Origin of the sequence: Halorarum salinum, from assembly GCF_013402875.1 — an archaeon.
Taxonomy (GTDB): domain Archaea; phylum Halobacteriota; class Halobacteria; order Halobacteriales; family Haloferacaceae; genus Halorarum; species Halorarum salinum.
In genome coordinates, this window is the sequence record NZ_CP058579.1 from 2,068,680 (window position 1) to 2,081,383 (window position 12,704).

16 protein-coding genes and 1 tRNA gene are annotated in these 12,704 nt (G+C 61.5%); 4 read left to right on the top strand and 13 right to left on the bottom strand.

What is annotated here, in order from left to right; translation table 11 throughout:
- Positions 1-20 precede the first annotated feature (20 nt).
- The 13 genes from HUG12_RS10100 to HUG12_RS10160 form a co-directional block, all read right to left on the bottom strand.
- Positions 21-518 (bottom strand): hypothetical protein, encoded by a 498-nt coding sequence (locus HUG12_RS10100; protein WP_179268644.1) that lies wholly within the window; start codon positions 516-518, stop codon positions 21-23.
- Between the two features lie 842 nt (positions 519-1,360).
- A complete protein-coding gene (locus HUG12_RS10105; RefSeq protein WP_179268645.1) occupies positions 1,361-1,606 on the bottom strand; it encodes a hypothetical protein in 246 nt (81 codons plus the stop codon).
- Complete coding sequence (locus HUG12_RS10110) at positions 1,607-2,083, bottom strand: hypothetical protein (protein ID WP_179268646.1); 477 nt, start codon at positions 2,081-2,083, stop codon at positions 1,607-1,609.
- Positions 2,084-2,192: 109 nt separating this feature from the next.
- Positions 2,193-2,594: a DUF6908 domain-containing protein gene (locus HUG12_RS10115; protein ID WP_179268647.1), complete on the bottom strand. Its 402-nt coding sequence runs from the start codon at positions 2,592-2,594 to the stop codon at positions 2,193-2,195.
- A 389-nt stretch (positions 2,595-2,983) separates the two neighbouring features.
- On the bottom strand, positions 2,984-3,643 hold the full coding sequence (locus HUG12_RS10120; RefSeq protein ID WP_179268648.1) for a hypothetical protein: 660 nt from the start codon (positions 3,641-3,643) through the stop codon (positions 2,984-2,986).
- Positions 3,644-3,714: 71 nt separating this feature from the next.
- Entirely contained in the window at positions 3,715-3,897 is a 183-nt protein-coding gene (locus HUG12_RS10125) for a hypothetical protein (RefSeq protein WP_179268649.1), read from the bottom strand.
- A 273-nt stretch (positions 3,898-4,170) separates the two neighbouring features.
- Positions 4,171-4,470 (bottom strand): hypothetical protein, encoded by a 300-nt coding sequence (locus tag HUG12_RS10130; RefSeq protein ID WP_179268650.1) that lies wholly within the window; start codon positions 4,468-4,470, stop codon positions 4,171-4,173.
- Positions 4,467-4,622: a hypothetical protein gene (locus HUG12_RS10135; RefSeq protein ID WP_179268651.1), complete on the bottom strand. Its 156-nt coding sequence runs from the start codon at positions 4,620-4,622 to the stop codon at positions 4,467-4,469. Before HUG12_RS10135 ends, HUG12_RS10130 begins: the two co-directional genes overlap by 4 nt.
- Before the next feature lie 167 nt (positions 4,623-4,789).
- Positions 4,790-5,053, bottom strand: coding sequence for a hypothetical protein (locus HUG12_RS10140; RefSeq protein WP_179268652.1), 264 nt, complete (start codon positions 5,051-5,053; stop codon positions 4,790-4,792).
- 290 nt (positions 5,054-5,343) lie between these two features.
- Entirely contained in the window at positions 5,344-5,592 is a 249-nt protein-coding gene (locus HUG12_RS10145) for a hypothetical protein (RefSeq protein WP_179268653.1), read from the bottom strand.
- Between the two features lie 275 nt (positions 5,593-5,867).
- On the bottom strand, positions 5,868-6,920 hold the full coding sequence (locus HUG12_RS10150) for a hypothetical protein (RefSeq protein WP_179268654.1): 1,053 nt from the start codon (positions 6,918-6,920) through the stop codon (positions 5,868-5,870).
- Between the two features lie 619 nt (positions 6,921-7,539).
- Positions 7,540-9,597, bottom strand: coding sequence for an ATP-binding protein (locus HUG12_RS10155; RefSeq protein WP_179268655.1), 2,058 nt, complete (start codon positions 9,595-9,597; stop codon positions 7,540-7,542).
- Positions 9,598-9,901: 304 nt separating this feature from the next.
- Positions 9,902-9,976: transfer RNA gene (locus tag HUG12_RS10160), tRNA-Arg, on the bottom strand.
- A gap of 129 nt (positions 9,977-10,105) precedes the next feature.
- On the opposite strand from HUG12_RS10160, the gene HUG12_RS10165 reads away from it, so the two are divergent.
- The 4 genes from HUG12_RS10165 to HUG12_RS10180 all read left to right on the top strand — a co-directional run bounded on the left by HUG12_RS10165 (position 10,106) and on the right by HUG12_RS10180 (position 12,682).
- The gene (locus tag HUG12_RS10165) at positions 10,106-10,939 is read left to right on the top strand and encodes a geranylgeranylglycerol-phosphate geranylgeranyltransferase (RefSeq protein ID WP_179268656.1); all 834 of its coding nucleotides are present in this window, start codon (positions 10,106-10,108) and stop codon (positions 10,937-10,939) included.
- Positions 10,940-11,068: 129 nt separating this feature from the next.
- The gene (locus HUG12_RS10170) at positions 11,069-11,677 is read left to right on the top strand and encodes an RAD55 family ATPase (protein WP_179268657.1); all 609 of its coding nucleotides are present in this window, start codon (positions 11,069-11,071) and stop codon (positions 11,675-11,677) included.
- Positions 11,678-11,851: 174 nt separating this feature from the next.
- A complete protein-coding gene (locus HUG12_RS10175) occupies positions 11,852-12,274 on the top strand; it encodes a CoA-binding protein (RefSeq protein WP_179268658.1) in 423 nt (140 codons plus the stop codon).
- A 96-nt stretch (positions 12,275-12,370) separates the two neighbouring features.
- Positions 12,371-12,682 (top strand): HalOD1 output domain-containing protein, encoded by a 312-nt coding sequence (locus HUG12_RS10180; protein WP_179268659.1) that lies wholly within the window; start codon positions 12,371-12,373, stop codon positions 12,680-12,682.
- Positions 12,683-12,704: the final 22 nt, after the last annotated feature.

Below are 12,704 nucleotides of genomic sequence, written 5' to 3' on the forward strand. Positions count from 1 at the left end.
TACCGAGGGTAACCGCATGGTCAGAAGCCATCCAACGACGCCTGCCGAGCGGGCATCTCCTCTGGCACATCCTGCTTCTGCAGCCACTGTCGCGTCCGCACCACGTTCTTCTCGCTACCGCTGCCTACCTCTCCGGCATCCACATCCTCGATGAACTTGTCCACATCATCGTAGCAGTGGTACCGCGCCCAGAACTCCACCCCGCGCTCATTGATCAACTGCAGCAGGAACAGGCACAGATCTTCGTCCCGAGCCATCTCGATCTGTTTGCGCCACCGCTTAACGGACATCACTGATGTCCCCGTGTTCTCCGGTAAGAGCCCGGCATCACACGCCGCCGTCACCAGCGGCCCAGACAGAGACGTGATGCGTCGGAGCGGGTCCAGTACGTCTTCTTTCCACGCACTGTACTCGTTAGTCCTGCGAGCGTCCGGTGCGCCCAGTTCTTCGGCCCGGGCACGGATGGAGTCCAGCTCTGCACGAATCTGGTCCGGGTCGAACGCTGCATCATCGGCCATCACGGATGCACCTCACTCGCCGGGACAGTGTGCTGGTCCGTCCAGCACGCATCACACAGGAAGCCGTCACCTTCCTCATACACGGTTTCATCAGCCCGGAGCTGGTTTCCACAGTCAAGACAGTCGTACCGGGTTCCTTGCTCACAGTGGAGGCAGATTTCGGTACTGACCGGCCAGATCACCAGCTTCGGTTTTCCACGGTCATCGGTACACTGGCGGCACGCCCACCGATCCAAGATGGTACGGTCATCCTGCACAACGTGGTCCGTATCAAGGTCTCTGAGTTGGCCGCTATCCACGAACATCGTCCAGCCGTGACCGAACTCACAGCGGTACGCGGCACCATACACACGGCCATCATCGTCTCGATACACGTCCTCGACGGCAGCGATTCCCGCACAGCAGAATCGGCCGGTCCAGTTCGACCGGCATTGGATGCGGGGAAATTGCCACCCGTTCACCTTCGCCTGCATCACTGCTGCACCTCTCCCACTCGTTCCAACAGCGGCGGATTGTCCGTATCTACCCGGCAACTCGGACAGGTGAAACTCCCTTTCCCGATCATCCGCTCAACGTCGTACGGTGCTGACCGACCGCAGTCTGGGCACGCGTATGTCGCCCGTCCTGACTGGCCGAAAAATGCTCCCAGTGATTTCTCTTCCACGCAATCACCTAACAGCAGCAGTCGTTCCGGTTCGCGCCGCACTTCTTGCAGCGTCCGGTCTTCTCTCTACACGGTTTGCATTCGTCTTTCCCCCACGGCACTTGGGCCGCGATAGCCGGGCGTTCACCGCAGGTGGCACACAGTGATGCGTCGTTAGATGGGGAGGAAGGGCGAGACATCACGCCTCGCCTCCGTCTCCCTCGCGCTCGATGGCTTCCTCGTGGAGCGTCACGCGGTATACGTTGATGGCCGGGTTATCATACCCGTCCCGTGTCCGATCCCGAAGCCACAACGCGTCCTCCTTCTCCTCGACGATGATTGGGTTTCCTGCCCCGTCGAGGCAGAATGGGATGCACACGTCGTTCTCGGGTGCTGTTGGTGTGTGGTTGTCGTTGATGACCGCGAAGTACTGTTCGTCCGGCATTCAGGCATCACCCCCGGCCTGCTGGTTTAGCTCGGCCAGTTTCTCCGCGAACACGTCCGCGGTCTCCAAGACCGTCGCCCGGATTTCCTCGAACCGGGCCTCGGACACATCCTCCGTAAGCATCGGTTGGCACAGCTCGCGGGCCTGCTTCAACGCCACATTACACCGGATGCTCCGGGCACGCGGCGACTCAAACACCTCACTACCACCCGCATCGGCCTCCGTCTCGGGTTCGGTGATGTCAGGGTCCGTATCGACCACATCCACCGTCCCGTCCTTGATGTTCCAATGCCCCTTGTTTTGGACGGCCACGAACGCCACCTTCACCCCTTCCTCGATGGGGTCAGCGGTCTCAGCGGTGAACGTGGAGAACTTCCCGTCCTCACTATCCACGTACACGTTGTACGGGTCATTCTCGCCTTCGCTCGGATAGTAGGCCGTGACAATCCCGACCACTTCTTTCTGTTCGGCACTCACTGGGTATCACCCGGTACGAACACCGATTTCGCGGGTTTCCGGTTCCGAAGAGCGTCCTCGATGCGGTCCGGCACATCGTGCGAAACATCTTCGTCCTGCTTCGGATGCATCACGCGCTCACCTCCTCCTGTGAAGTAGCAGGAGAAGAAGAGACGGCCGCACGGGCCGCCTCCACGAATCCCTGCTCCTGGATGTTCTTATCCCACGTGTTCACCGCGAACGCCATCGCCGCGATAAGCCCGTTCTCATCGTACTCGTACGTGAACGGATCCTGAATGTACTCGATGGGAACCCAATTGCCATCGTCCAGTACCTCGAAAACGATCTCCGGGTCACGCATGTAGTCGTGGTTCTGCACGTAGTAGTGGGCGACAGAAATCTGGGAGTCACCGACCTTTTCGATGCACAGCGGCATGAAGCCGTCTACGTCAAGTTTGATGTAGTCGTCAATGGTCATCTCGGCCACGGACGCGATGCCGTGGATGTGGAGTATTTCTTTGATTGTATCCATTGGTGGTGTGTCACCTTTATTACACACTCTGATATGTAGATTTATATACGTTACCCACAGTAACGACCATCGTAAACGGCCTCTCACCCGCGAAAACACCGGATAACGGCATTCCCAAAACCGGAGTTTCCCGCTCCAACACCCGGCACTCGGTCAGTAAATCCCGCCGCTCCGCTTACCGCATAGTCCACAGCAGCCGCGACATACCGCCGACCACCTCCACCCCATTCAACTCACGGACAAGCAGAACCCACAGACTGCGACACTCACCGCCCTGCCAACATCCGACTGAGACAAGCACCGGTATTCGCCCCGACCTCTCTTCGGGGTTTACTTCAAGGACTGGCAAGCTCGTCCCGGTAGGGAGGAGGATGTGCGCTGTTTGGGAGTTAGCGTTGATTCCCGAAGGCCGAGGCGTCACTCGGCGCGTCTTGGATGATGTACGGTGCCCGCTCAGCGTTCGTCACCCGCACCGGTCGGCCAGCCGGCACCCAATCAGCGATCACCCCCATCTCCGGTAACCGGAGCACGGTCGTTCCCGGCGATAACCGGCCATCCTTCCCCACCAACGTGTCATCCGGCGATGCCCGATACACCACCGCGTCGTACTCGACCTCGGCGTCCATCATCCCGTTCCGCACCAAGGTCAACAATTGCCACGCCGTCCATAACGACCACAGCTCATTTTGCGGCTCGATCTGGAGCACGCGGCTGACCGGGCCACTCCCCGTTCCGAACTCCGGGCCGTCGAACATGTCCACGAGAGCCACGTGATCCGCGTCTCCCGCGTCCAATGCTGCGTCTTCGCTCTCGTCGTCTCCGGCCGTGGTGTCGAATTCGCCGGCAGCAACCGCATCCAAATGGTTGAACGCCGCATCCGCACCCTCAAACGTGAGCCCGCACGAACACTGCGCCAACAGCACCGGCCACTCATCCGGGAACTCATCCTTGGTAACCCCGAGGCGCTCGTGAATACCGTCGGAGTCCCCGGGCTCCCACTTCGTGACTGCAACCCCGCGCCGCGTGATCGTGACTCGGTGCTCGCTCATCCACTCTCTGTAGAAACAGACGGGCCGCGACACAATAATACGCACACCCCCAGACCACCCCTCTCGGGAGACTAGCGTTCCAGCTCGTCGATCCGATCCCGGATCTTCTGCTCGGCGTCGTCACTCCACTCGTGATCAACCAGGCAGTGATGCAGGTGCTCGCGTTCAGCGTGGTCCTCCGTATGCCCGACCGCGATGTGGCCGCACCGTGTTCCATCCGGTAAGGCGGTGTGCTCGATCTCGAACCGGTTCACCGCGAACCACCCTTGGCCGCCTGATTTGGAAGCTCCGTTGGAGGCCATAGATGATACGTGTAAATTAACACGGCCACTGTAACCCCTGCCAGAGCAAAGTGTGTCCAGAACCACTGATGCGCCGTCATACTCCACCCAATCAACGGCACCGGCCATCCCAACTGCGTTGCAGGCGACACCATCGTCACTACATCATAGGCTAATTCAATCCACGCAAGATTCATCCCGAGAAACAAAATCAACAGGGAACGAATGCCGGCGATAGAGACGCCTCTAACCGCTACCACCCTCGAAGAGCGCATCCACGTGTTCACCGATAGCCTTGAGCTCAGGACTGATCTCCTCCAACGCATATTCAAACCCGTTCGTCCCAGCATCGAACCCTTTCAAGAACATCCAGCGCCCAACCTCCGAAATCTTCCCAGCCATCTCCTCCTCGATAAACCGTTCCAACGCCTGCTCCCGGAACGCAAACAGGTGATGAATAAACAGCTTCGCCCGCTCCAGTTCTTCACCGTCCAGCACATCCTCCAGGGCTGCAATGACCTCCTCGAGCTCCGCTGGCTCACTCACCGCGTCCCACCCTTTGCCGCCGCCTGATCTGCCAAGTACACCGCGAAATCCTGCATCCGCTCGTGCTTCTCCTCGTTCGAATGCCCATCAAACGGCACATCCATCCGATCCAGCCACTCCGGCAACTCCTCACGCGGGACGTGCCACGCCATCTGCCCAGCCGGAGTTCCAGCAAAGACAATCGGCCAATCCCCATCCTCGTCATCCTCGTCGATGCGGTACCCGACCGTATGCCCCCGATCCTTCAACAGGGCAAGAGTGAGGAAGACCGCCTGATTCCGCTCGTAGAACGCCTCGTCTACCGACTGCTCATCACCGATCAGGCACCACCCTCAAGGATTTCTTCAAACAACGTGAGCTCCCGACACCCGTCTTCTATCGTGTGGGAAAACGCCTCTCGACGGTAGCCCGTCTCATCACCGTACACATCTTGAATCACCATACCGACCTCGGCCCCAGCAACGGTCTCCGTCTCAATCACCACCTGCCACGAATCCGGAATAGGACCCGTCTGCTTGTGATCCCATACCCCAACGAAAACATTCTCCAGTTCCACGGCAGCAACCAACGCCTGGACAATCATTCAGCACCACCCTCTTCCCGTCCGTATTCCCGATCCCACCAGTCGAGGAGCATCCGCTTCCGCGACCGAATCCCATACCACGTAATCAGACCAAACATCACAGCACCGCCCGCCAGCAACTCGTTAAAACGGGGAGCGGCAACCGCCATCATCACAAACACACCAGTCATACCCCCAGAAAACGCAGAGGACCACGCCTCCCGCGCATACCAGTGGGCCGGACAGTACATCGACAAGGGCATCGCCGGCCGCTCACCAAGACACGCCGCACACCCTTTCTTCAATTCCACTCAGGCATCACCCTCTGTGTTTCCGGCGTGCTGGAACCAACCCAGCTCCCGGTACACCTCATCCATCATACCCAGCAACACCACCAGACCAACAAAACAGACGATGCCGCCCAGGACCACCAGTCCGTCACTGCCGCCACTGATCGCCGCCCAGAACAGGACACCACCACCGACCAGGATCAGGACCGCCATCAAGATATGGGCCGTCCACCGCTGATGCATCAATTGACGGCGGTTAATCAGCACCACCCTCTTTCCGAACGATGTCTTCGCCGAACCAGGTACGACCCTGATAGAGGTTCCAGAATCCGTTTCCAAATGCAGTTCCAAATAGGAGAAGATACGCTCCTGCCGCGGTCGCCCCGGGAACTATCATTGTGCTTTTCGGGATTGCTGGATGAAGTTGGGCTATCCCGGTTAGTGCCATTGCGAACGCGCTCGCCGCCAACAACCATACGGAAAATATGATAATTCGTTCGACAGGGTTTCCTTCTTTAAATTCTCGGTAGGTTGCTTCATTTGGCCTATAGCGTATCGTCATCACCCTCGACGTGAATCTGCTTGTCGTTCGTCACCCGAATCCACGTCACCACCTTATCCTCGCACAACACCGACAAATCATCACGGTCCGGTTCAACCTTCTCCACCTCAAATCCAGCCGTCCGCAGCGGCAACCGCACCGCATCACACTCGAGCCCGATCACCTCGATCACCTCCGGGCGCGTCCCACGCTCATCACGAACCGGCTCCACCCGGTCCGCATCCCGATTCACCGCATCAACCTCCCGCACCAACTCCAAATAATCAGCCGTGAACCAGTCTCTGGCCCGGAAGAACAACGGGTTCTCAAAGTCCTCATACGACGGCAAGTACCTGTCCACCCCGAACTCAATACGGGACGGATCCGTCACCCAGATCGGCACCGTCACGGACTGAAACCCATTCCGATACTGGTACAACCCAGGACCCAACCACTCACCATCAGCATTAGACGCGTAATTACTCATCACGCCATCCAGCAACCGCGTCAACCGACCAAGCACATAATCGAACAGGCCCTGATACCGGTCCGCGAACTCACAAACGTGGTCAGCCGCCTCCTCATCCGGCACGCCTTTCCGTCCGGCCTTGTCGAACTCGTGGCCACACGATCCGCACGAATAGCACGAAGTATCTTCCTCATCTAACGCGTCAAAATCCAGGTCGATATCATCCGACCGGCACTCCGGACACACGCTCTGATCGATACTCTCGCCGTTCACGAACCCCAGCTCATCCAGCGTCCGGAACCCATACGTCACACCCTCATACACGATATCGAAGTACCCCTCATCAACGTGCTCCACCGAGTCGATATCATACCGGTCCTTGAGCGCATCACACCGCGCCTCATACCGCTGCTTCTCATCGGCCATGAACTGGACGATAAGCTCCTTGATGCGCTCCCGACGCTCCTCGATGTCAAGCCCGGTCCGCACCAGCCGCGTATACATCGCCGGCTTCTGCAGCCCGGTTTCATCCGCTAACGTTTTCACCCGCTCAGAATCATCCTCAGACAGTTTTGTATCAATACGCATACATAACTATGTACAATATAACATTTTTAATAGTAACCCCTCTCCCACAGGAGCGGCCCACCCCACCACGTCCCGCGGCAAACGCCTACCCACTCGCGGACCACAGGCCGCAATCTCGCACACCGAAATCAGTCACACTGATTCGAATCTGTCACACCGACCAAACACCCTCCAGGTCCGACCGCACCAACCCAGCGGCCAGACGCCATCGACCCCCCACCCCCTACCCCAAAAAGGTGATACGAGACAAACGACCCCCACCGGACCGGCACACCGAACCACCGCCACCACCACCCCCACAAGAGAACCCCCTCGGTTCTCCACACCACCGACACCAGTCGGCCCAGCCGACCACCCCCCACTCCACCACATTCCCCCTCTTTCCTATCACATCCCCCACTCCTCTCCTCTTCCATTCCTTCCCTACCCTCCTCTACCCCTTCTTATTCGGCAGGAGAACGATAACTGGGAATGACTGAGAACCACTTAGAGAATCTCTCCCCAATTCTCAGGCCATAGAATAATAGAATAATCAACCCGCATACGGCGGTATTCCGCAGTATTCAATCTCTCCGTGTAGAATAATCGGACAACCCCTTCTACTGTCCAACCTACCAGTTCACACGTACTCGGCGACATCCACGAACACCACCTGATCCGGCACCCCATCGAACTCGTCCCGGACCGCCGCCTCGATCCGCTCCCGGACACCCTCTTCCAGGGTCGCGACCTCCACCCGGTCAACATCAAGACCGAGACACTTCCGCACATTCGCCACCTCGTGTTCCGGGCTCCGTGCGACCTCAACTGCCACCACTTCACCCGTCGTTTCAGCGTACACATCCACGAACCCATCACTCACTGCTGACTCGATCTCCACCGAGAACCCGTCCGCCTCATAGTACTCCTTGATCTGCTGCTGCCAGTACCGATGCACCACCCCCCGACGACCTGTCGCCACCACATCATACCCGCGCTCGGCCAACACCTCCTTCCCGGCCTCTGTCAACTCCAGCAGCTTCGGATTCCGGCCGGGCTTCCGCGTATCAACCTCGACCTCCCGCACCAATTCCAGGGCCACCAGCTGGTTCTTCGCTTCGTTCCCGGTCTTCGCCCCGACGTCAACCGCGTCGTATCGCTGGCTCATCGACAGGAACGGCTGGTCATTCACCGAGGCCAGCACTGCCTCAGCCACGTCCCCAACCGCTCCACCGTCCTCGTCCGTCTCGGCATCGGTATCATCGGTAGCGTCCGTCGTTTCCCAGTGCCGACCAACCACCTCGAGGAACCGGTCCGGCCGAACCCGCTCCCCATACGCCAGCTCGTCCAGCACCGACTGCATCCGCTCGCGTACCACTTCCTCCGTCGTGGACTTCTCCACGAAATACGGCGGTAACCGCACCGGCACCGGGTCACAGCTCGCTGCCTTCACCACCGCCTCCCCTCGCTCCAAGGTCCGCGTGAACCCGACCTCATCATCCTCGATGCCGAACGTCTCCGCCATCTCCTGCGTGTCGTGGCCCGACCCCAACGACATCCATACCTTCAGGTTCGTATTCGCCTTCAGACTGTCCGATAACTTACTGGGTTCGTGGTCCGCCACCACCAACGCTTCCCCGAACTCACGGACCCGCCCCATCAAACTCGTGATCGGTGGCTGCGGCGTATCCACGTTCTGCTCACGGTGCACGTCGAACACCTGCTTGGCCTCATCGAATAACACCGCGTGCCGCAACCCGTCCCGGTGGCCCTGTGCATCCCGGTAGTAGAACAGCCACGTCAACAACACCTCCACCATGAACGTCTGGACGTCCTGATTCGGTTCCTGCAGCTCGACCACCACGTTCCGGTCTAACAACTCCTCGATGGGAAACCCGGTGCTACACTCAAAGATGTCACCACCGAACCCGAGCATCCCGGTCAACCGGTTCTCCACGCGCTCCTTGTACCGGTACCGTGGACTCGCGTACGGGATCTCCTGGGCCGCCACTACATCCCGTAACTCGAACAATGACGGGTACGCCCCATCCGCCATCTGCTCGTCATATAGGTTGTACAGGACACGGAGGTTCCCGAGGAAGTGGTTGCGGGACGCGTTCAACAGACCGACCGCGTGACTCCACGTATCCGCCAAGACCTCTCCCCACTGCTCGATACGGACACCCGGCGGTGGCTGCAACGGGTTGAACTTGAGATCCTGCCAGTTGATCACCGTCAGGTCGAACTCATCGACGACATGCCGGTAATCGTTCTTGAAGTCGAACACGAGAAACGGGATGTCCACCCCGTCCAGCAGGCTCATCATATTGTAGAAGAACGTGGTCTTCCCCGCCCCACTCCGACCGACCACCAGCATATGCTCGTTCAACTGCTGGCGCGTCACGCACACCGGCCGCTCATCCGGGTCCGCCCCCAGCATGAACTCACCGAGATACGCCGGGTACGGCGTGGCAAACGGCCGGCCGATCGGCTCTTCGTGCATCCGCTTGCGCCGATACAGCTCCCGGATATCCGCGAAGAACTCCCGGTCTACGGCTGCCACCCGGGACACGTTCGCGATCTTCTCATCCGGCTCACCAACCGCTTTCATATCGTCCTGCAACGCCTCGAGCTCCTCCTGGTCCGTCAGGGACGAACGTTCCGCGGTTGACCTTCCCGAGTTTGAGTGTTCCGGCATCTAATCAATTCGCCTCTACGGTGCGGAAACAGTAAAACCTTAGTATAATCAACGTCCCTATTCCTCCCCTTGCGGCCAGCAGTCGCTGACTGGCCGAAATAAACGGGTATTGACGCAGAATGGGCTTCCATCAGTGCGGCAATCCCCTAGGACTATGAGGACTGCCCGTGATTCAAATGCAGGCGAATCGCATGACATCGGAGACCCCCATCATGCGGCATGATGAAATCACCCACCGGACCCGCGGGGTGTTTTATAAGCATCCCGCCGCAGTCCCGCGAATGCGGACCATCATGCAGAAGGATGGGCGCTGCAGGATTTGAACCCACGGCAACTTGGTCCGAAGCCAAGCACTCTGTCCAGACTGAGCTAAGCGCCCTCACTCCCCCGTACACGAGGCCGGCCTTTAACTCCCGCGTTTCCACCCGACGTCGCGATCACCTCGCCGACCACCTACCGGCCACGTGTCGCGTCATTTATGCCGACCGCCCCGGGACACGCTGACGACATGGGGGACACGCGGGGGTCCGGCCTGCTCGAACTCACCCGCCCGGGCAACGCGGTCGCCGCCGGCGCGCTCACCTTCATCGGGGCGTACGTCGGCGGGGGCCTCCTGCCCATCCCCCTCACGCTCGCGGTCGCGGCCACGATCCTCGCTGTCGCGGCCGGCAACGCGGCGAACGACTACTTCGACCGCGACATCGACCGGGTGAACCGCCCGGACCGCCCCATCCCGAGCGGCCGCGTCTCGCCGCGGGAGGCGCTCGTCTTCGCCGCCGCGCTCTTCGCGGGCGCCGTGCTGGCCGCGGCCACCCTCCCGCCGCTCGCGCTCGCCATCGCGGTCGTGAACCTCCTCGCGCTGGTCGCCTACACGGAGCTGTTCAAGGGGCTGCCCGGCGTCGGCAACGCGGTCGTGGCGTACCTCACGGGGAGCACCTTCCTCTTCGGCGCGGCCGCGGTCGGCGCGCTCGGCCCGGACGTGTGGGTGCTGTTCGGCCTGGCCGCGGTGGCCACGTTCGCCCGCGAACTCGTGAAGGACGTCGAGGACGTGGCCGGGGACCGCGAGGAGGGGCTGTCGACGCTCCCCATCGTCGCCGGCGAGCGGGCCACGCTCGCGGTCGCGGTGGCCGCCATGACGGTCGGCGTGGCCGCGAGCGCGTTGCCGTACGCGCGGGGGACGTTCGGCGGGGCCTACGCCGCGCTCGTCGTCCCCGCGGACGCGGTCATGCTGGGGGCGACGGCGTGGGGGTTCCGGAACCCGGCGGCCGCCCAGCGGTGGCTCAAGCGCGGGACGTTCCTCGCGGCCGCGGCGTTCGTCGCCGGCCGGTACGCGGTCGGTTGACTCCCCGACCAATCAAAAAGAATATTACCGGTTCACGGCATGAAGGGGAACGTCCGATGACTCCCGGCGAGACGGCACGTCCCGTGCACGCACCGCGGAGCGTCGACGGTCCGGTAGCGGGGATCGGCCATGTATGAGGTCACAGCCTTCGAGGAGAGCATCGAGCCGGGATCGAACGTGCTCGTCTCCGGCCCGCCGCTGAGCGGCAAGCGGGACCTGGCGCTCGACGTTCTCGCGGAGGGAACCGACGCCGGCGAGGGCGCCATCGTGGTGACGACGAAGGACGGCGCGGACCGGCTGCTTGAGCAGTTCGCCCGCCGCACCGGGTACGAGGGGAAGCCGGTCGCCGTCGTCGACACCGTCACCCGACAGCAGGGGGTCGGCGACGTGCTCGAGGACGACCGCGTGAAGTACACCTCCTCGCCGGTCGACCTCACCGGCATCGGGATCAAGCTCTCGGAGTTCCTCGAACAGTTCCACGAGGTCCGGGGGATCGAGCGGAACCGCGTCGCGGTTCACTCGCTCTCGACGCTCCTGATGTACGCCGACCTCCAGACCGTCTTTCGCTTCCTCCACGTCTTCACCGGCCGGATCCAGAGCGTCGACGGACTCGGGATCTACTGCATCGACTCGACCGCCCACGACGACCGGACCATGAACACGCTGAAACAGCTGTTCGACGGCGTCGTCGAGACGGGTGACGGCTCGGAGTTGGCGGTCAGACTCGCGGACGCGTGATCGACGAGCGCGTTCACGGACCGCGGGCGACGGGCGAACTCGCGGGCGGTCGGCGACGTCGCGAGCGGCGACGCGTGATCGACCGTCGAACGACGCGCTCGGTCGGGGTTCGGTCCTCCGGTCGGCCCGCCGGCGCGCCGAACGCTTTTCGCTGACGCGGGACTACGTCGCGGTATGCCCGCGACAGACGACGAGGGGCTCCGTGAACTGCTCTCGATGGATCCGGTCGCGGTGATCGGCTGCTCGAGCACGCCCGGCAAGGCCGCCCACGAGATCCCGAAGTACCTGAAACGGCACGGCTACGAGGTGATCCCGGTCAACCCGTACGCGGACGAGATCCTCGGCCGCGGGGCGTACGACTCGCTGGCGGACGTCGAGGAGGACGTCGAACTCGTCGACGTCTTCCGACCGAGCGAGGAGGTGGCGGGGATCGTCGACCAGGTGATCGAGCGGCGGGAGACCCGTGGCGACGTGCGCGGGCTCTGGCTCCAGCTCGGCATCACCGACGACGAGGCGCTCGCCCGCGCCGAGGACGCCGACCTCCTCGCGGTGCAGGACCGATGTATGAAGGTCGAACACGGCAGGCTGATCGGCTGACCCGTCACCGGGAGTCGGACTCGTGTCAGCCCGGCCGCCCGGCTCGGCCGCTGACGTTTACATTAAGTGGAGGGCAACGGAGGATACTGAGTACCGATGGCGCGCTCGAAGAACGATCTACCGCCGACCGCCGACCACGAACAGGGGGCAGGCTCCGCGGTAGAGACGTACACCCCCGATCAGGGACGATCGCTCACGGACGCGGTACTCGCCGCGCTCGACGCATACACCGACGTCGACCTGAGCGGGTCCGAGTTCGTTCTCAACGACGTGATCAACCCGGACGCGCTCAACGCGCTCATCCGCCACGGCGCGGGCGCGAACGCGACGGTCGCGTTCGACGTGAACGACGTCAGAGTGACGATTCGCGAGGACGAACAGGTGCACGTCGTGGTCGGCGAACGCTAGGAGCGGGCGACGGGAGCACGGC